Below are 19,841 nucleotides of genomic sequence, written 5' to 3'. Positions count from 1 at the left end.
CGGCGGCACTGGGCTTCGGCTCCTAGGAGGTCCCGGTCCAGCCAGTCAGGACCACCGATCCACCGCAGCGGTGGGGGACGCTCGGTCCCCCACCGCTTTCGCGTGTTAACCGACCGCGGCCGGCTTCCGGACCCGCTTGCGCGGCGTCGACGCGGCCTTCCGGGTCGTCGCCTTGCCGGTGGCGGCCCCGTCGCCGGCCACCGCGGGTGCCGCGAGGACCTCCTTCAGGAACCGACCGGTGTAGCTCTCCGGAACCGCCGCGACAGCCTCGGGGGTTCCCTCGACGACGACGGTGCCGCCGCCGGATCCGCCCTCGGGACCCATGTCGACGATCCAGTCCGACGTCTTGATGACGTCGAGGTTGTGCTCGATCACGATGACGGTGTTGCCCTTGTCGACGAGCCCGTTCACGACCTTGAGCAGCTTGCGGATGTCCTCGAAGTGCAGGCCCGTCGTGGGCTCGTCGAGCACGTAGACGGTCCGGCCCGTCGAGCGCTTCTGCAGTTCGGCGGCGAGCTTGACGCGCTGCGCCTCACCACCCGACAGCGTCGGAGCCGGCTGACCGAGTCGGACGTAGCCGAGCCCGACCTCGACGAGGGTCTTGAGGTACCGGTGGATCGACGTGACCGGTTCGAAGAATTCCGCGGCCTCGTCGATCGGCATGTCGAGGACCTCGGCGATGGTCTTGGCCTTGTAGTGCACCTCGAGCGTCTCGCGGTTGTACCGCGCCCCGTGGCACACCTCGCACGGCACGTAGACGTCCGGCAGGAAGTTCATCTCGATCTTCAGGGTGCCGTCGCCCGAGCACGCCTCGCAGCGGCCGCCCTTGACATTGAACGAGAAACGCCCCGGCTGGTACCCGCGCACCTTGGCCTCGGTGGTCGCGGCGAACAGGGTGCGGATCTTGTCGAACACGCCCGTGTAGGTCGCGGGGTTCGAGCGCGGTGTCCGACCGATCGGCGACTGGTCCACCTGGACCAGCTTGTCGAGTTGGTCGAGGCCGTTGATCCGCGTGTGCCGACCGGGCACCTGGCGGGCGCCGTTGAGCTTGTTCGCCATCACCGTCGCGAGGATGTCGTTCACGAGCGTCGACTTGCCCGACCCGGACACCCCGGTGACCGACGTCAACACACCCAGCGGGAAGCTCACGTCGATGCCCTTGAGATTGTTCTCGCGGGCGCCGACGACGGTGACCTGCCGCTTCCGGTCGATGGCGCGACGCTCGGCCGGGACGTCGATGGTGCTGCGCCCGGACAGGTACGCACCGGTGAGCGACTCGGCGTTCGTCAGGAGCTCCTCGTACGACCCGCTGTGGACCACGCGGCCGCCGTGCTCGCCGGCGAGCGGGCCGATGTCGACCACCCAGTCCGAGGTCCGGATGGTGTCCTCGTCGTGCTCGACGACGATCAGGGTGTTCCCGAGGTCCCTTAGGCGCGTGAGGGTTTCGATGAGACGGCGATTGTCGCGCTGATGCAGGCCGATGGACGGCTCGTCGAGCACGTACAGCACGCCGACCAGACCCGAGCCGATCTGCGTCGCCAGTCGGATGCGCTGCGCCTCGCCACCCGACAGGGTGCCGGCAGCGCGGGCCAGCGACAGGTAGTCGAGGCCGACGTCCAGCAGGAACCCGAGCCGCGCCTGGACCTCCTTCAGGACCTGTCCCGCGATCGCCTCCTCACGGGCGCCGAGGGTGAGGCTGTTCAGGAACGCCGAGCAGTCGGCGATCGACAGCTCACACACCTGGGCAATCGACTTCTGGCCGTACGTCTCCGACGTGATCGACACCGACAGGATCTCGGGGCGCAGGCGCGCGCCGTTGCACGCGGGACACGGAATGTCGCGCATGTACCCGTCGTAGCGTTCCTTCATCTGCTCCGACTCGGTCTGCTCGAGCCGCCGGTGCAGGAACGGCATGACGCCCTCGAACTCGGCGTAGTACGACCGGGTCCGCCCGTAGCGGTTCTTGTACTTGACGTGGACCTGCTCGGTGCTGCCCTCGAGGATCGCCTTGCGGGCCTTGGCCGGCAGCTTGTTCCACGGCGTCTGCATGTCGAAGCCCAGGATGTCGCCGAGGCCGGACAGCAGGCGGCCGAAGTACTCGGCGCTCTGCCCCATCGACCACGGCGCGATCGCTCCGTCGTCGAGCGACAGTTCGGGATCCGGGACGACGAGGTCGGGGTCGACTTCCTTGCGGATGCCGAGGCCCGTGCACTCGGGGCAGGCGCCGTACGGCGAGTTGAACGAGAACGAGCGCGGCTCGAGGTCGTCGATCGACAGCGGGTGGGCGTTGGGGCACGCGAGCTTCTCGGAGAACCGGCGTTCGCGGTCGGGGGCATCCTCGTCGCGGTCGACGAAATCGAGCACCACGATGCCCTCGGCCAGACGCAGGGCAGTTTCGACAGAGTCGGTGAGGCGCTGCTTCGCGCTCGCCTTCACGGTGAGGCGGTCGACGACCACCTCGATGTCGTGCTTCTCCTGCTTCTTCAGCTTCGGCGGATCGGTGAGCGGATGCACCACACCGTCGACGCGGACACGGGAGTAGCCCTGGGTGTTGAGCTGCTCGAACAGGTCGACGAACTCGCCCTTGCGGGTGCGGACCACGGGGGCGAGGACCTGGAACTTGGTCCCTTCCTCCATCTCGAGCACTTGGTCGACGATCTGCTGCGGCGTCTGCCGCGCGATCGGCTCACCGCACACCGGACAGTGCGCGCTGCCGGCGCGGGCGTACAGCAGACGCAGGTAGTCGTACACCTCGGTGATCGTGCCGACGGTCGACCGCGGGTTGCGGTTGGTCGACTTCTGGTCGATCGACACCGCGGGCGAGAGCCCCTCGATGAAGTCGACGTCGGGCTTGTCCATCTGTCCGAGGAACTGCCGCGCGTAGGCCGACAGCGACTCGACGTAACGGCGCTGTCCCTCCGCGAAGATCGTGTCGAACGCGAGACTGGACTTTCCGGAGCCCGACAGTCCGGTGAAGACGATCAGGCTGTCCCGGGGCAGATCGAGATTGATCCCTCGCAGATTGTGCTCACGTGCGCCTTGCACGATCAGGCGATCCGCCACACGAATTCCCTTCTCGGTTCGACCGTCGCACGGACACTCGTCCGGGCGCAGCCCATGGTAGGCGCGGGCACCGACAAACTCGCCGACCAGCGGGTTTCGCGATGATCGGCGGCTGTGGGCGGCAACACCGCGATTCGACGGTAACCTCCCGATCATGGAGCAGCAGCGCATCACCATCGACGACGACTACACCGGCGATCTGTCCGGCAGCTCGGCCGCGCAGCGCCGGACCGTCCCGGGCGCCACGATCATCAAGATGTCCGTCGGCCCCATGGACAACAACACCTACCTGGTGACGTGTTCCGCAACCGGGAAGTCGCTGCTCATCGACGCCGCGAACGACGCCGAACGGATCCTGCAGCTGATCGACGAGCAGGCCCCGCAGCTCGAACTGATCGTCACGACGCACCAGCACCACGACCACTGGTTCGCGCTGTCCGAGGTCGCCGCCGAGACCGGCCTGCCCACCGCCGCGCACCCCCTGGACTCGGAGATCCTGTCGGTCACACCGTCGCGCAGCCTCGAGGACGGTGACACGGTGTGCGCGGGCGATCTCACGCTCGAGGTGATCCACCTGAGCGGGCACACGCCGGGTGGCATCACGCTCGCGCTGACGGAGAAGGGCGAGGGTGGTCGCGTCCACCTTTTCACCGGTGACTCGCTCTTCCCCGGGGGCGTCGGCAAGACCCCCGACGCCGAGCGGTTCACCTCGCTCATCAACGACGTCGAGACCAAGCTGTTCGCCCGGTTCCCCGACGACGCCGTCTTCTACCCGGGCCACGGCAAGGATTCCACGCTCGGCGCTGAACGCCCGCACCTCGGCGAATGGCGCACGCGGGGCTGGTGACGGTCTCCCCTAGGCACCCGTCCCGGGCGTTCGGCCCTAGGACGGCGTCAGGTCCGGCGCGGCGGAGGCGAGAACCGCGCGGAAGCCGTCCTCGAGGCACTCGGTCATGACCGGCAGATCCGGCACCGAGGCCGAGTCGGCGGTGATGCCCACGCAGCAGGTTCCGGCGTGTGACATCAGGGTGGCATCGAGGGCGGTGCCGAGCGTCGGACCGAAGACGTAGTACCGCTCGATCTCGGCGCCGGCAAGGAACATCGGGATCGGTGAGCCCGGGACGTTCGATGCCAGGACGTCGACGTGCTCGAAAACCGACGCCAGGTAGCCGGTCGGGAGCAGGTTCAGCGCGCCGGCGATGGCATTCGACAGCGGAACCGCTGGATCGCGGCGCGATGTCTCGACGATGCCGCCGATCCGACGCATCAGTTCCACCGGATCATCGGCCGGGTTCACGGGCAACGCGAGCCTGACCAGCGTGATGCGATTGCCGCCCAAGCGGTCCGACTCGGTGCGCAGGCTGACGGGCACGGTCACGCGGAGTCGTTCGACGCTCGCGCGGTGCCGTTCGTGGTACTTCCGCATCCCCAGCATCAGCGCGGCGAGAAATGCGGCGTTGACAGAAACGCCGGCGTGTCTCGATGCCGTGTGGAGGTCCTCCAACGGCACGTCGATCGCGGCTAGGCGCCGGCGGAGACCGCGTGCGGTCATGATCGGCGACAGCGTGTTCGGAACCGGACGGGCGAAGCGAACCACGGCGGCACAGGTTGTCCCAGCATCCAGCACGGTCCGGAGGGGACTTCCGAACGCGCGACGCAAGGCCGATGCGAGCGTGCGTGTCCCCTTCCGGGCCAGGTCGGCGGCCGTCTCCGCGACCCATTCCGCGGTGTCCGAGAGGGCGCTGACCTCCGTCGGCCGGGGCGCATCGGGCAGGGGCCCCCGATCTGTTCCACCGCGGGCGAAATCGACGATCTCGCCCGCGATCTCGACGCCACCGAGGCCATCCGTCAGCGAGTGGTGAACCTTGAGTACCAGGGCGGCCCGGCCGTCCCCGAGACCGCTCAGCAGCGTGAAATGCCACAACGGATGTTTCGTGTCGAAGGCTTCCATTGCGCTCCGTCGCGCCACGTCGAGAACTGCGTCGAGGTCGGCCGGCGCGGGAAGCGCCAGACGCCGCACATGCCACGACAGGTCGAAGTCCGGGTCGACCACCCAGTGCGGCGGAGCGATCCCCCACCGCGCCCGGACGGGCCTGTGCCGGAAATTCGGTACCACGTGCGTCGCGCGATCCATCATCGTGACGAACCGTTCCCAGTCCGGTGTGGTGTCGAGAACGACGACGGCGACGATGGTCGATCGAAGAATCGGATCCTGTTCCATATTCCAGGCAAAGAACTCCGACTGGGTCATGTGCGTGTCACGCGTGCCCGTCACGATGGATCACCCTCGCGTGCTCCGTGATTGCCGTTCAACCTCGAAACTACTGGTCCCCAAGTGTCGCGGATAGAGCCGTTCGTCGGGGTGCACGCACTCAGCTGGTCTTCCCATTCCGCTCGTTCCCTGCCGGATGCCCCCGGCGTCGATACGGTGGTACGGGAACCAAGGTTGGGAGGCCACCCATGATCGTTCGCCGCATCGCACGCCCATTGCTCTCTACCGTGTTCATCGCCGGGGGCATCGATTCGCTGCGCAGCCCAGCACTCAAGGCTCGAGCCGCCGCGCCCTACCTGGAGAAGAGTGTCGCGTCACTGCCGGGGAGTGTCGCCGACAAGCTTCCCTCGGACCCTGAATCTCTCGTGAAGATCAACGCTGCGATCCAGGTAGGTGCCGGCGCCCTCCTGGCGCTCGGCAAGGCGCCCCGGGCGGCGTCGCTGGTGCTCGCCGGAACGCTTGTGCCGACGACGATCGCCGGCCATGACTTCTGGAACGTCGACGACCCACGACAGCGTGCGATGCAGCGTATGCAGTTCTGCAAGAACATGACGATGCTCGGCGGACTGCTGATCGCGGCAGTGGACACCGAGGGCAAGCCCTCCCTCGGGTGGCGCGGTCGCCGCGCCGCACGGAAGGCCCAGGAGTCGATAGCAGAAGCGCTGTCGAACGGCGGCGCGGGCGATTCCGACCGGCTACAGCAGGTGTCCGAGCGTGCCCGGACGGCGGCCGAGCACGCCGGCGAACGCGGCACCGAACTGCTCGACGTCGCACGCCAGCGCGGACTGGCAATCGCTCAGCTCGCCAAGGAGCGCGGCGTCGACCTCGGTGAGGTGGCTCGCGAGCGGGGGCCGGTTCTCGCCGAACGTGCCCGCGAGCGCGGTACGGAGTTCGCCCATCTCGCCCGCGAGCGCGGCAGCGAATGGGCCGCGACAGCGGGCGAGCAGGGTGAGGTTCTGAGTCGGCAGGCCCGCAGGCGTGCCGAGCGCGCGCTGGCGACAGCACGTGCGAAGGCGGCCGAACTGCAGGATTGATCAGGACGCCAGGCCGCGGATCGCGTCCGTCACCAGGCACTCTGCATTGGAAGGCTCGGCGCACTAGACTGCTTGGGCGCTTTTCTGCCGTTCCAACCTAGGAGACCTCTTGCCCGACGAGGCCCGTGTGCACCCCGATATCGAACACGAGCAGGGTTACGTGTCGACGCTGTACGAGCGTCTCGACGAACTACGCGCCTACGCGCAGAAGCGGCTGAGCCAGGTCCTCCTGCAGACCGGTGGCACGCCGCAGGCACGCAGCGAGCGCGAGTCGTTCACGCAGATGTACACCGAGGACCTCGCGCGGTACGACGCCGCCGAGAACGGCCTGTGCTTCGGCCGGATCGACGTCGACGACGACGGCGAGCCGCGCTACATCGGACGCATCGGCATCCTCGACGAGGCGAACGACTACGAGACCCTGCTCCTCGACTGGCGCGCGCCGCTCGCCCGACCGTTCTACCTGGCGACGCCGGCTGCGCCCGACGGTGTGACTCGGCGCCGGCACATCCGCACGCGCAGCCGCGCGGTGACCGCCGTCAACGACGAGTACCTGGACCTGGCTGCGGCCGAGGAGAGCGGTGGCGGCGGCGGCGCCGGTGGCGTGGCAGGTGAGAGCGCGCTGCTCGCGGCTCTGAACGCCGCCCGCACCGGGCAGATGCACGACATCGTCGAGACGATCCAAGGCGAGCAGGACACGATCATCCGCTCGAACCACAAGAGCGTGCTCGTCGTGCAGGGCGGGCCCGGCACCGGAAAGACCGCGGTCGCGTTGCACCGCGCCGCCTACCTGCTCTACACGTACCGCCAGCAGCTGGAGAAGTCCGGCGTCCTCATCATCGGCCCCAACGAGACGTTCCTCGACTACATCAGCCAGGTCCTGCCGTCGCTCGGCGAGACCGGCGTGCTGCTGTCGACCATCGGCGACCTGTACCCAGGGGTCCGGGCGACCCGTGAGGACACGCTCGCGGCGGGCGAAGTGAAGGGTTCGCTCGCGATGATCGACGTCCTCAAGAAGGCGGTGCGCGACCGGCAGGAGGTGCCGAAGCAGCCGATCGAACTGCGATTCGACACCTACCCGATCACTCTCGACCGCAAGGTCGTCACGCGGGCACGCGGCCGGGCACGGTCGTCGAGGCGGCCGCACAACCTGGCGCGCCCGATCTTCGTGTCCGCGGCGATCGAGGCCCTCGCCGATCAGCTGGCGGCGACGCTTGGCGCGAACCTCGTCGACGGCGGCAACCTGCTCAGCCGCGACGACATCGCCGACATGCGCGACGAGATGCGCGAGGACCCGTCGATCATGGCGGCCCTCGACTCGCTGTGGCCGGACCTGACGCCGCAGCAGGTGCTGACCGACCTGCTGCGCTCCCCCGAGCGGCTCGCGTCGGCGGCCCCCGACCTCGGCGACGAGGAGCTCGCGACACTGTTGCGCACCTCCGGGGTCGGCTTCAGTGCCGCCGACGCCCCCCTGCTCGACGAGCTGGCCGAGCTGCTCGGCGTCGACGACGCCGCGGAACGCGAACGCGCGCAGCGCCGCTGGCGATCGCAGATCGCCGACGCCCAGGGTGCGCTCGACATCCTCACCGGGTCGGCGCCGCAGGATCTCGAGGACGACCTCGACCCCGAGATCCTCATGGCCTACGACCTGATCGACGCCAGCCAGTTGGCGGAACGCCAGGAGATGGGCCGCCACGGCACGACGGCCGAACGTGCGGCGGCCGACCGCACGTGGACCTACGGGCACGTCATCGTCGACGAGGCGCAGGAGCTGTCGGAGATGGCGTGGCGAATGCTCATGCGGCGCATCCCGAATCGGTGGATGACGCTGGTCGGCGACACGGCCCAGACCGGCGACCCGGCAGGCAGCTCGTCGTGGCAGGACGTGCTGGGGCCGTACGTGGCGCAGCGCTGGAAGCTGACCGAACTGACCGTGAACTACCGGACACCGGCCGAGATCATGGAGTTCGCGCATCGGGTGCTCGAGGAGATCGACCCGGATCAGACTGTCCCCCGGTCGGTTCGGGAATCGGGCTTCGCGCCGTGGGCACAGCACGTGGACGAGTCGGAAATCCTCGACGAGGTGCGGCGCCGGGTCGCCGACGAGGCCGGACCCGGTCTCACCGCCGTCCTTGCGGGACACGACCACGTCGAGCAGCTGTCCGACCTGCGTTCGGAGTCGGTGAGCGTGCTGACCGTCAAGGACGCCAAGGGGCTCGAATTCGACTCGGTGATCATCGTCGAGCCGCAGGACGTTCTGGACGACTCGCCGCGCGGGATCAACGACCTGTACGTGGCGTTGACTCGTGCCACCCAACGTCTCGGGATCGTGCATGCCCGCCCCCTGCCGACCGCACTCCGATCGCTCGACGCGTCGGTCGTGCCGTCGGGACGCTGATCGGCGAACCGACATCGTGGCTCCGGCCGAAGCGGTACCGTGCCAGGGGTCCTCGGGCCGATCCGCCCTCACCCCACACCATCACACACCGAGACGGGACGAGAAGACCATGCCGACGACATCGACCGCTTCCCGCCTGGCGCTGCGCTCGGCGACGATGGGTGTCGTCGGCGTGGTTGCGTCGATAGTGGTGGCCGGCTGCACGTCGGCGACCGCTACCGACGACGCTCCGCAGGCCGCCACACCCGTCGCCACCGACCCCGTGTCCGCGACAACAACCACCGATGCCCGCGTCACGCGCTACGCGGACGCCCTCGCGGCAGACGGGTTCCCCGAAGTGGTTCCGCACTCGACGCTGTTCGCGCTGGCCGACGGGGTGTGCCGGCAATCGGCCGCCGGCACACCCGACTCGACGATCCTCGACAACCTGCGGTCCGTCGGCGCCTACGGCGCGAGCCTGTCGGGCGGCACCCTCACCCCCGACGCGGCCACTCAGTTGCTGCTGGATCGAGCCCGCGCAGACTTCTGCTGACCGCCGAACTCAGCGGACGGTGTGCACGATCAGCACGTCCGACGTGGACTTGCGCGCCGCGTCCGACGGGACCGATCCGAGAAGACGCCCCGTCAGCGTGCTGAGCCCGCGGTTGCCGACCACCAGCAGGTCGGCCTCGACCTCGTCGACGAGGGCGAGCAGCGAGTCGACGGGGGCACCGACGATCGCGCGCTCGACGATGTTCTTGGCACCGGCCGCGGTGGCCCGCTCGCGCGCCGTCCGCAGGATCTCGAAGGTGGGCGCCGATCCGGTGACCTGGTATGCGTCCTCACCGAGGGTGTCCTGCGCCACTTCGGTGTCCTTGGGGTCGGCCGGGTAGTACGCGCACGCGATCACGAGCTTGGCCTCGGCGTCGCCGGCCAGTGCGGCGGCCTTGTCCACCGCGCGATACGACGAGTCCGATCCATCGGTTCCGACGACGACGGTCCGGTAGGCGCTCATTCATTCCTCCATGTGTGCGTTGATCGAGGACGGTGGCCGTGGTGCCCTGGTCGACCGAGATCCCCAACTGCTGCGCTGACATTAGCGTCATCGGCGCACAGCCTGGTGGAATTGCGGCACAACATGCTTCATCCCCCGGTGGATTGCTCCACCCCAGTGTCGCGGTGGATGGCTCCACCCCTGCCGCACCATTTCACCACGGCGACGGAGCGGAGCCGAGTCGTCAGCGCGATTCGCCGTACCGCGGGCCGAACAGCGACGCCGGGAACAGTCCCGACTCGCGGACCGACTTCCGCCACGGCTCGACGAGTTCCGTGAGTCGCGCGGCCCCGTCCTCGCCCAGTCCGGTCCACGGCGCCGCGGCCAGTTCGTCGGTGAGATCCTCGACCACGTCACGCAATTCGCGGCCGTCGGCGGTCAACTCACCGCGTTCGTCGAGAAGTTCGCGATCACGCAGCCCGGCGACGGCCGCGTCCCATGTGGCCGGTGACCACCCTCGCCGGCTCTGCGCGAACTTCTTCTGGAATCCGATTCCGGCGGCGGTGTGGGTGATCAACGCCTCGAGGCCGCTGAGCCCGGCGGTCTGCAGTGCCGCGACATGACCGTCTCCGCGGTACTCCCGCAGCAGGGTCAGCGCATGCCACAGCACGAGGTGCGGTTCTTCGGGCCAGTCGAGGGCGGCGTAGCCCGCGTACAGCGGTCGACCGTCGACGCCGGGAATCGCCTGGGCGGCAATTGCCGCCAACTGTGCCGCCTCCGCCATGTCGGCCGAGGCGACCGCATCGCCGAACAGCGCGCGATACGCGGCATCGACACCGCGATACCGCGCCGCGATGATCTGGTCGGGATCAGCGAGCGTCCAGGCGCGCGGGATCGCGTCGGCAATCAGTGCGGGATCGAAGTTGTAGAACGTCGCGGTCACGACGCCCGCGCCCACAGCACCCATCGGCGCCGCACGTCCGGCGAAGTAGGTCATCCTGCCCGGCTCCAAACCGACCCCGACCAGTTCGGCCTCCACCTCCGGCGCGAAGTAGGAGAGCGAGTGGAGCAGTTCCAGAGAGCGGGCGGTGCGGCCGGCGAGATGAGCGTCCATGACCGAAGACGTTAGCGCGCCGCTACTTCAGTCCCGCCGCGTCCATCCCGCGCAACTCCTTCTTCAGGTCCGCGATCTCGTCGCGCAGGCGCCCGGCGAGCTCGAACTGCAGATCCCGCGCCGCGTTCATCATCTGGTCGGTGAGTTCCTTGACGAGGTCGGCCAGCTCGGCGCGCGGCATCGACTTCACGTCGCGGCCCTCGTACACGCCGGCGCTGATGGCCCGTCCCGCCTCGCCCTGAGCGCGGCGACCGCGGCTGGCGTTACGACCGGATCCACCCACCTCGACCTCGGTGTCGTCCGCCTCCTCGTACACCTGGTCGAGGATGTCGGCGATCTTCTTCCGCAGCGGCTGGGGGTCGACGCCCTTCTCGAGGTTGTACGCGATCTGCTTCTCGCGGCGACGCTCGGTCTCCTCGATGGCGCGCTGCATCGAGTCGGTGATCTTGTCCGCGTACATGTGGACCTGGCCGGAGACGTTGCGGGCCGCGCGGCCGATGGTCTGGATGAGGCTGGTGGTGCTGCGCAGGAAGCCTTCCTTGTCGGCGTCGAGGATCGCGACCAGCGACACCTCGGGCAGGTCGAGGCCCTCACGCAGGAGGTTGATGCCGACCAGGACGTCGTACTCACCCAACCGGAGCTGTCGCAGCAACTCGACCCGCCGGAGCGTGTCGATGTCCGAGTGCAGGTACCGCACCCGGATGCCGAGCTCGAGGAGATAGTCCGTCAGGTCCTCGGACATCTTCTTGGTGAGCGTCGTGACGAGGACACGCTCGTCCCGTTCCGTCCGCTGGCGGATCTCGTGGACGAGGTCGTCGATCTGGCCCTTGGTCGGCTTGACCACGACCTCGGGATCGACCAGGCCGGTGGGGCGGATCACCTGCTCGACGAACTCGCCGCCCGCCTGCCCGAGCTCGTACGGCCCGGGCGTCGCGGACAGGTAGATCGTCTGACCGATCCGGCCCGCGAACTCCTCCCACGTGAGCGGGCGGTTGTCGGTCGCCGAGGGGAGGCGGAACCCGAACTCGACGAGGTTGCGCTTGCGGGACATGTCGCCCTCGTACATCGCGCCGATCTGCGGGACCGTCACGTGGGACTCGTCGATCACCAGGAGGAAGTCCTCCGGGAAGTAGTCGATGAGCGTCGCCGGCGCCGAGCCCGCGGGGCGACCGTCGATGTGCCGCGAATAGTTCTCGATACCCGAGCAGAAGCCGACCTGCTTGATCATCTCCAGGTCGTACTGGGTGCGCATGCGCAGTCGCTGCGCCTCGAGCAACTTGCCGCGGTTCTCCAGGTCTGCGAGCCGCTCCTCGAGTTCGGCCTCGATGTCGTGCACGGCGCGTTCCATCCGCTCCGGGCCCGCGACGTAGTGCGTGGCCGGGAAGATGCGCACCGTGTCGACCTGTCGCACCACATCACCCGTGAGGGGGTGCAGGTAGTAGAGCGCCTCGACCTCGTCGCCGAAGAACTCGATCCGCACCGCCAGCTCCTCGTACGACGGGATGATCTCGACCGTGTCCCCGCGAACCCGGAACGAGCCGCGGGTGAACGCCATGTCGTTGCGGTTGTATTGCACGTCGACGAGAAGCCGCAGCAGCGCGTCCCGGTCGACCTCGACCCCGACCTCGAGCTCGATGGAGCGATCGAGATACGACTGCGGCGTGCCGAGGCCGTAGATGCACGACACCGAGGCGACCACCACGACGTCGCGCCGGGACAGCAGACTCGATGTGGCCGAGTGCCGCAACCGCTCGACGTCGTCGTTGATCGACGAGTCCTTCTCGATGTAGGTGTCCGTCTGCGCGATGTACGCCTCGGGCTGGTAGTAGTCGTAGTACGAGACGAAGTACTCGACGGCGTTGTTCGGCAGCATCTCCCGCAGTTCGTTCGCGAGCTGCGCGGCCAGGGTCTTGTTCGGCGCCATCACGAGCGTCGGACGCTGTACACGTTCGATGAGCCACGCTGTCGTCGCCGACTTGCCGGTACCGGTCGCGCCGAGCAGGACGACGTCCTTCTCCCCCGCCTTCAGTCGCCGCTCGAGCTCGTCGATGGCCTCCGGCTGGTCACCGGCCGGCTCGTATTCGCTGACGACCTGGAAGCTGCTGTCGGACCGTTCGATCTCGCTGACCGGCCGGAACTCGGAATGCGCCACTACGGGGTGCTCGGATGCGAACGCCATGAGACCAGGGTATGCGCCCCTTCCGACAAGTTCTGATAACGCTGCGTTCCGCGCGTGCGGTCACCGATGCCCTGCGCCGCGATTGCCGGTACGTTCTTGCTGTATGGAGAACGTCGAACCAGCCACCGCCGCGGCCACGCCGACCGCACCCCCCGCTTCGGTCTACGTGCCGACGATCGATTTGGTTCCGGCGCACCGACCGAAGGTCGAGTACTTCAACATCACCGAACGCACCAACACCGATCCCAAGGGCTTCGTGCGACCGGTCGACCACTACCGGCTGGAGTCGTGGGGGCTGTACATGGCCCGCTCGGCCGACCACCCCTCGTTCCACTATCTCGAGTCGTGGCTGATCCCGGATCTCGGCATCCGCGCGACGATCTTCCACTTCCACCCGTTCCACAAGCGCGACCAGAACCACTACATCGACATCGGAGATTTCACGCGGGGCCCCGACGTCTGGAAGTCGGAGGACCACTATCTCGATCTGGTGGTCCGGACCGGACGCGAGACCGAACTCCTCGACGTCGACGAGCTGATCTCGGCGACGGCGCACGGCTACATCTCGCCGCGCACGGCGGACCGCGCGATCCAGCGTGCGGTGGCCGCCGTGGACGGGATCGCCGCCCACGGCCACGACATGGACGCATGGCTGGCGTCGAAGGGAATGCCCGTCACGTGGCGCTGACGCCGCCCGGTCAGCCCTGCGCCGACCAGCCGCTTCGTTCGGCCCACTCCCAGGCCCGCTGGTAGCCGAGATCGAACCACGGCGCGAGCGCCGCGGCATAGGTCACGGTGGCCTCGCCCGTGTGCGCGTCGGCGGCGGCCCAGCGGACCGCAACCCTCTTGACCTCGAGGAACTCGGCCCGAGCAGCGGCGTCGGCGCGCAGCCAGTCGCGCAGCAGGAGCGCGAACCGCTGACCCGGCCAGCCGTCGACACGCAGGCTGATCTCCACGGGCCGGCCGGGATCGGCACCACCGTGAGTGCGCTTATCCCACAAGGCCGGATCCGCCTCGCCGCCGACACCGTACGCCGGCCTCGGCTCGTCGCGGGTGGCGTCGACGATCGGCGGGAAGCCGGCCGCCGCCAGCGGCTCGGCCAGGGCATCCGCCGTCGCGAGATCGGGGACCGTGATCTGCACGTCGATCAGATCGCGGGCGTCGAGACCCGGGACCGACGTGGAGCCGACGTGGTCGACGCGCACTGCTCGCTCTCCGCACACCAGACGCAGCCGCTCGACCAGACGCTCGCCCTGGGCCGCCCACTGCGGGTCGGCCGGCCGCACGATCGGCGGCACCGACACCACCGCGCGACTGCGGAGATTCCGCTCGAACGGCAGCAGGCGGTCGGTGTACAGCGCGCGAACCTGCCCGGCGATCAGCTCCGGGGCGCCGCTGTTGTCGAGCCACACGTCCGCGGCCGCCCGCCGTTGGTCATCGGTCGCCTGGGCTGCGATGCGGGCGCGCGCGTCCGCCTCCGGCATACCCCGCAACTCGACGAGCCGGCGCACCCGCTCGTCCTCGTCGACGTAGACGACGACCACCAGGTTGAACACCGGCCCCATCCGCCCCTCGACGAGCAGCGGGATGTCCTGCACGACGATCCCGTCGGCGGGTGCGCCGTCGACGAGTTCCGCGGTGCGCTGACCGATGCGGGGATGCAAGATCGAGTTCAACAGCAGCCGTGACTCGTCGCTGCCGAAGGCCCTCTCGGCCAAGGCCGGTCGATTCAGCGTGCCGTCGGGATGCAGGATGCCGTCGCTGAACGCCTCCACGAGTGCTGCGAGACCCGGGGTTCCCGGCTCGACGACCTCCCGTGCGATGAGGTCGGCGTCGACGACGACCGCACCCAACTCCGCGAGGACTTTCGACACGGTCGACTTGCCGGCTCCGATGCCTCCCGTGAGGCCCACTCTCAACACGCCGACCAGTGTCGCACCAAACACGCCGAAGATCATCAACGGACCAATATGATGCGTTGGACCACCTGGTCCGATACCCTTGCTTCGACCGTCCGACCAGCCGATTCGACATGCGAGTAGGAGGCGCTCAATGCGCAGCAATCCCACCCGTCCCGGTCGGCACCGTCTCGGCATGGAGAACGGCATTCACGCGATCCTCATCCCGGAGGTTGCGACCGCGCTGGCGGAGCACCGACGCAATTGGTTCACCAGCGTGCTGACCCCTGCCCGCCACAGCTTCACGGCGATCCGGAAGCGAACGGCAACCATGCCCACCAGATGGGTGCCCGCCGCGGCGAACTAGCCCGCACACGACGCACACAGTGGCCCGATCCCAACAGGGATCGGGCCACTGTCGTTCGTCCCGCCCTCCGAAGGAAGGGAAGGCAGATACAGAAAGACCCCGGCCCTGTGGTCCCAGGGCCGGGGTCTTCCGGTAGATCATGCCTGAGGCGTGCTCAGGCTGCTGTCATCAGGCGTTGCCCGACAGCTTCTCGCGCAGAGCCGCGAGCTGTGCATCGCTCGCCAGCGAGCCACCGGCGGACTCGGAGGACGCAGCCGCGCCCTCGTCCGAGCCCGACTCCGAGGAGTAGTTGGTGCCGGAAGCGCCGGCAGCAGCCTCGGCAGCCTCGTCGGCAGCCATCTTCTCCATCTGAGCGGTGTGCATCTTGTGGCGACGCTCGGCCTCCGCGTAGCGGGACTCCCACTCCTCACGCTGCTTGTCGAAGCCCTCGAGCCATTCGTTGGTCTCGGGATCGAAGCCCTCGGGGAAGATGTAGTTGCCCTGCTCGTCGTACGAGTCGGCCATGCCGTACTTCGACGGATCGAACTCGGCGTTGTAGTCCTCGTTCGCCTGCTTCAGCGACAGCGAGATGCGGCGACGCTCCAGGTCGATGTCGATGACCTTGACGAGCGCATCGTCGCCGACGCCCACAACCTGGTCCGGAACCTCCACGTGGCGCTCGGCCAGCTCGGAGATGTGCACCAGGCCCTCGATGCCCTCCTCGACGCGAACGAACGCGCCGAACGGAACCAGCTTGGTGACCTTGCCCGGCACGATCTGGCCGATGGCGTGGGTGCGGGCGAACTGACGCCACGGGTCCTCCTGCGTCGCCTTCAGCGACAGGGAGACACGCTCGCGGTCCAGGTCGACGTCGAGAACCTCGACGGTGACCTCGTTGCCGACCTCGACGACCTCGGACGGGTGGTCGATGTGCTTCCAGGACAGCTCGGAGACGTGAACCAGACCGTCGACGCCGCCGAGATCGACGAACGCACCGAAGTTGACGATCGAGGACACGACGCCCTTGCGGACCTGGCCCTTCTGCAGCTGGTGCAGGAACTCGCTGCGGACCTCGGACTGGGTCTGCTCGAGCCATGCGCGACGCGACAGGACCACGTTGTTGCGGTTCTTGTCGAGCTCGATGATCTTGGCCTCGATCTCCTTGCCGACGTACGGCTGGAGGTCGCGGACACGACGCATCTCGACGAGCGAAGCGGGGAGGAAGCCACGCAGACCGATGTCGAGGATGAGGCCACCCTTGACGACCTCGATGACGGTGCCCTTGACGGCCTCGTCCTTCTCCTTGAGCTCCTCGATGGTGCCCCAGGCACGCTCGTACTGAGCGCGCTTCTTCGACAGGATCAGACGGCCTTCCTTGTCCTCCTTGGTGAGGACCAGGGCTTCGACCTCATCGCCCACGGAGACGACCTCGTTGGGGTCGACGTCGTGCTTGATGGAGAGCTCACGGGAAGGGATGACGCCTTCGGTCTTGTAACCGATGTCGAGAAGGACCTCGTCACGATCGACCTTGACGATCGTGCCTTCGACGATGTCGCCATCGTTGAAGTACTTGATCGTGGCGTCGATGGCGGCGAGGAAGTCCTCGGCGGAGCCGATGTCGTTGACGGCTACCTGCGGCGAGGTCACGGTGTTGGAGGGCATGTGTTGAGTTGCTCCGGACGGGTTGTTAGTCGGTTGATGGCGTTCTGTCAGACAGGCGGGCCGGAATGCGTTAGATTCCGACTCGACGCCGGAATCGCCCGGTCTCCCAGACCGCCACGAGGCTCCAGCGCCGCCCTGTCGATCGAAACTCCGACCGGCGAGGAACTGCACCGAAGACACTCGCGAGCAACAGGGTACGCGACCTTCGGCTAGCTGGGCAAACCCTACCGACAGGCGGTCGGTTCACCTGGCGGTTCGACCACCGATGAATCTCGAGGGTCTCGCGGTTCCGCCCGCGCAGGCGGGCTCTACGCTGACACCATGTCCGACGATCGTCACGCCGCCGCCATTTCCGTCCTCGGGACCAGCGGGGTGACCCGCACTCGGATCGGAACGGAGGCGAGCGCGCGCGCCAGCCGCGCGTGGTGGGACGCCGACGCCGACGACTATCACCGCACGCACGGCGAGTTCCTCGGCGTCGATTCGACCGACGGCGAGTTCGTGTGGTGCCCGGAGGGCCTCCACGAGGGCGACGTCCAACTGCTCGGCGACGTCGCCGGCAAGCGGATCCTCGAGGTCGGCTGCGGCTCGGCCCCGTGTGCGCGCTGGCTGGCCGGCCAGGGCGCCGATGTGGTCGGGCTCGACATCTCCATGGGCATGCTCGCGAGGGGACGCGAGGCGATGGAACGGAGCGGACCGAGGGTCCCCCTCGTCCAGGCCGGCGCGGAAGCGCTGCCGTTCGCGAGTGAGAGCTTCGACCTCGCATGTTCGGCTTTCGGTGCAGTTCCGTTCGTCGCGGATTCCGCACTGGTGATGCAGGAGGTGGCACGAGTGCTGCGACCGGGCGGCCTGTGGGTGTTCGCCGTCAACCACCCGATCCGGTGGATCTTCCCGGACGACCCGGGTCCGCGCGGGCTGACCGCGACGCTCCCCTACTTCGACCGCACTCCGTACGTCGAGGTCGACGACGACGGCATCCCGACGTACGTCGAGCACCACCGGACGATCGGTGACCGCGTCCGCGAGGCCGTCGCAGCGGGGCTCGCGGTGCGCGACATCGTCGAGCCGGAGTGGCCCGAGTGGCTCGACCGGGAGTGGGGCCAGTGGAGCCCGCTGCGCGGCCAGCTCTTCCCGGGCACGGCAATCTTCGTCACCCGCAAGCCCGCCTGAAATCTCCAGCGGGACGCGTCACAGCAGCTTCGACAGGAACGCCTTCGTCCGCTCCTGCTGTGGGTTCGCCAGCAGTTCCCGGGGCACACCGGACTCCACGACGACGCCCCCGTCCATGAAGACCAACTGGTCGGCGACCTCGCGCGCGAACCCCATCTCGTGGGTGACGACCACCATCGTCATGCCGTCCTTCGCGAGCTGCTTCATCACGCCGAGTACCTCGCCGACCAGTTCCGGGTCGAGCGCCGAGGTGGGCTCGTCGAACAGCATCAGCTTGGGATCCATCGCCAGCGCCCGGGCTATGGCCACCCGCTGCTGCTGCCCGCCCGACAGTTGCGCCGGGTATGCGTCGGCCTTCTCCGAGAGACCCACCCGGTCGAGCAGGTCCCGGGCGCGCTCGATCGCCTTGGCACGCGACACCTTCTTCACCTGCATGGGCGCTTCGATGATGTTCTCCAGTGCGGTGCGATGCGGGAACAGGTTGAAGTGTTGGAACACCATCCCGATGTCGCGCCGTTGTCGGGCCGCCGCACGGGGGCTCAGTTCGTACAGCTTGCCGCCGCGCTCCGCGTAGCCCACCAGTTCGCCGTCGACGTACAGTCGCCCGGCGTTGACCTGCTCGAGGTGGTTGATGCAGCGCAGGAACGTCGACTTGCCCGAACCGGACGGTCCGATGAGGCACAGCACCTGTCCGCGTTCGATCTCGAGGGAGATCCCTCGCAGCACCTGCAGGGCGCCGTAGTTCTTGCAGACCCGCTCGGCGCGGACCATCGGCGTCGTCACTGCGCACCGCCTTCGTCGCTGCGCTGCGCCTCCGCAAGTGCCTGTAACTGTCCCGCAGTGAGGGTCCGCGAGAGGCCCTTCGAGTAGTGCCGCTCGATGTAGTACTGACCGACCATCAGGATGCTGGTGATCGCCAGGTACCACGTGGACGCGACCAGCAGGAGCGGCACCGGGTAGAAGTTGGCGCCGGAGATGTCGCGGGCCCGGCCGTACAGTTCGCCGCTGTACGGCACGGCCACGACCAGCGACGTGGTCTTGAGCATGCTGATCAGTTCGTTGCCCGTCGGCGGGATGATCACCCGCATCGCCTGCGGCAGCACGGTACGACGCATGGTCTGCGACCACGACATCCCGAGCGCGGTCGATGCTTCGATCTGGCCCTCGTTCACCGAGCCGACGCCGGCCCGGACGATCTCGGCCATGTATGCGGCCTCGTTGAGGGCCAGTCCGATCACCGCGAACAGGAAGGCCGCCTCGAGGGTCTTGATGTCGAGGTGCACGAACTGGGGCCCGAACGGGATGCCGAGGGCGATCGTCTGGTAGATGACCGGGAACAACCCCCACAGCACCAACTGGACGTAGACCGGCGTACCGCGGAACACCCACAGGTAGACCCAGGCCGCGGATCGGAGCACGGGATTGGGCGACAGTCGCATGACGGCGAGCAGTACGCCGAGCACGATCGCGATCGTCATCGCCATCACCGTGAGCTGGATCGTCTTCCAGGCGGCCTCGGTGATCCGCGCGTCGAACAGGTACTGGCGGTACACGTCCCAGTGGAAGGCTTCGTTGGTGGCGGCCCCGTAGATGAACAGCCCCAACAGCCCGACCACGATCACCGCCGCGATCCACCGCCCGGGGTGCCGCAGCGGGACCGCCTTGATCGGCTCCGGCTCGGCCGCCATGTCCGGTGGCCGACTCTCGTTGGCTGGCATGACCGTTCCCTCTC

General features: G+C 68.1%; 16 protein-coding genes. 7 read left to right on the top strand and 9 right to left on the bottom strand.

Features of this window, described 5'->3' with window-relative positions; genetic code table 11:
- Positions 1-105 precede the first annotated feature (105 nt).
- On the bottom strand, positions 106-3,063 hold the full coding sequence (gene uvrA, locus ABI214_RS01095) for an excinuclease ABC subunit UvrA (protein WP_348605378.1): 2,958 nt from the start codon (positions 3,061-3,063) through the stop codon (positions 106-108).
- Between the two features lie 154 nt (positions 3,064-3,217).
- On the opposite strand from uvrA, the gene ABI214_RS01090 reads away from it, so the two are divergent.
- Positions 3,218-3,910: an MBL fold metallo-hydrolase gene (locus ABI214_RS01090; protein ID WP_348605377.1), complete on the top strand. Its 693-nt coding sequence runs from the start codon at positions 3,218-3,220 to the stop codon at positions 3,908-3,910.
- Between the two features lie 36 nt (positions 3,911-3,946).
- Here the strand turns inward: ABI214_RS01090 and ABI214_RS01085 are convergent, their stop codons facing one another.
- The gene (locus ABI214_RS01085; RefSeq protein ID WP_348612079.1) at positions 3,947-5,314 is read right to left on the bottom strand and encodes a wax ester/triacylglycerol synthase domain-containing protein; all 1,368 of its coding nucleotides are present in this window, start codon (positions 5,312-5,314) and stop codon (positions 3,947-3,949) included.
- Positions 5,315-5,523: 209 nt separating this feature from the next.
- Here ABI214_RS01085 and ABI214_RS01080 point away from each other — a divergent pair, with 209 nt between their 5' ends.
- From ABI214_RS01080 to ABI214_RS01070, 3 genes are all read left to right on the top strand, one after another.
- Positions 5,524-6,369: a DoxX family protein gene (locus ABI214_RS01080; RefSeq protein WP_348605376.1), complete on the top strand. Its 846-nt coding sequence runs from the start codon at positions 5,524-5,526 to the stop codon at positions 6,367-6,369.
- Between the two features lie 109 nt (positions 6,370-6,478).
- On the top strand, positions 6,479-8,767 hold the full coding sequence (locus tag ABI214_RS01075) for a HelD family protein (RefSeq protein ID WP_348605375.1): 2,289 nt from the start codon (positions 6,479-6,481) through the stop codon (positions 8,765-8,767).
- Between the two features lie 109 nt (positions 8,768-8,876).
- Positions 8,877-9,299, top strand: a complete 423-nt coding sequence (locus ABI214_RS01070) for a DUF732 domain-containing protein (RefSeq protein ID WP_348605374.1) — start codon at positions 8,877-8,879, stop codon at positions 9,297-9,299.
- Positions 9,300-9,308: 9 nt separating this feature from the next.
- Here the strand turns inward: ABI214_RS01070 and ABI214_RS01065 are convergent, their stop codons facing one another.
- The 3 genes from ABI214_RS01065 to uvrB all read right to left on the bottom strand — a co-directional run bounded on the left by ABI214_RS01065 (position 9,309) and on the right by uvrB (position 13,033).
- Positions 9,309-9,761 (bottom strand): universal stress protein, encoded by a 453-nt coding sequence (locus ABI214_RS01065; RefSeq protein WP_280759392.1) that lies wholly within the window; start codon positions 9,759-9,761, stop codon positions 9,309-9,311.
- 223 nt (positions 9,762-9,984) lie between these two features.
- Positions 9,985-10,854: an SCO6745 family protein gene (locus tag ABI214_RS01060; RefSeq protein ID WP_348605373.1), complete on the bottom strand. Its 870-nt coding sequence runs from the start codon at positions 10,852-10,854 to the stop codon at positions 9,985-9,987.
- Positions 10,855-10,876: 22 nt separating this feature from the next.
- Positions 10,877-13,033, bottom strand: coding sequence for an excinuclease ABC subunit UvrB (gene uvrB / locus ABI214_RS01055; RefSeq protein WP_348605372.1), 2,157 nt, complete (start codon positions 13,031-13,033; stop codon positions 10,877-10,879).
- A gap of 103 nt (positions 13,034-13,136) precedes the next feature.
- Here uvrB and ABI214_RS01050 point away from each other — a divergent pair, with 103 nt between their 5' ends.
- Positions 13,137-13,721 carry a DUF402 domain-containing protein gene (locus ABI214_RS01050; RefSeq protein ID WP_348605371.1) on the top strand — a complete coding sequence of 195 codons (585 nt, stop codon included), beginning with the start codon at positions 13,137-13,139 and terminating at the stop codon, positions 13,719-13,721.
- A gap of 10 nt (positions 13,722-13,731) precedes the next feature.
- On the opposite strand, the gene coaE is transcribed toward ABI214_RS01050, so the two are convergent.
- Positions 13,732-14,955: a dephospho-CoA kinase gene (gene coaE, locus ABI214_RS01045; protein ID WP_348605370.1), complete on the bottom strand. Its 1,224-nt coding sequence runs from the start codon at positions 14,953-14,955 to the stop codon at positions 13,732-13,734.
- Positions 14,956-15,085: 130 nt separating this feature from the next.
- Here coaE and ABI214_RS01040 point away from each other — a divergent pair, with 130 nt between their 5' ends.
- Positions 15,086-15,298 (top strand): hypothetical protein, encoded by a 213-nt coding sequence (locus ABI214_RS01040; RefSeq protein WP_127916614.1) that lies wholly within the window; start codon positions 15,086-15,088, stop codon positions 15,296-15,298.
- Positions 15,299-15,466: 168 nt separating this feature from the next.
- On the opposite strand, the gene rpsA is transcribed toward ABI214_RS01040, so the two are convergent.
- Positions 15,467-16,939 carry a 30S ribosomal protein S1 gene (gene rpsA, locus ABI214_RS01035; RefSeq protein ID WP_280759387.1) on the bottom strand — a complete coding sequence of 491 codons (1,473 nt, stop codon included), beginning with the start codon at positions 16,937-16,939 and terminating at the stop codon, positions 15,467-15,469.
- 321 nt (positions 16,940-17,260) lie between these two features.
- On the opposite strand from rpsA, the gene ABI214_RS01030 reads away from it, so the two are divergent.
- Positions 17,261-18,109, top strand: a complete 849-nt coding sequence (locus tag ABI214_RS01030; protein WP_348605369.1) for a class I SAM-dependent methyltransferase — start codon at positions 17,261-17,263, stop codon at positions 18,107-18,109.
- Between the two features lie 18 nt (positions 18,110-18,127).
- Here ABI214_RS01030 and ABI214_RS01025 read toward each other — a convergent pair whose 3' ends face one another.
- Both ABI214_RS01025 and ABI214_RS01020 read right to left on the bottom strand, forming a co-directional pair.
- Entirely contained in the window at positions 18,128-18,880 is a 753-nt protein-coding gene (locus ABI214_RS01025) for an amino acid ABC transporter ATP-binding protein (RefSeq protein ID WP_348612076.1), read from the bottom strand.
- 8 nt (positions 18,881-18,888) lie between these two features.
- A complete protein-coding gene (locus ABI214_RS01020; protein WP_348605368.1) occupies positions 18,889-19,827 on the bottom strand; it encodes an amino acid ABC transporter permease in 939 nt (312 codons plus the stop codon).
- Positions 19,828-19,841 lie beyond the last annotated feature (14 nt).

It is taken from the genome of Prescottella soli (genome assembly GCF_040024445.1).
Lineage (GTDB): Bacteria > Actinomycetota > Actinomycetes > Mycobacteriales > Mycobacteriaceae > Prescottella > Prescottella soli.
Note: the sequence above shows the minus strand (reverse complement) of the source record. Positions and strands in the feature narration are given on the sequence as shown.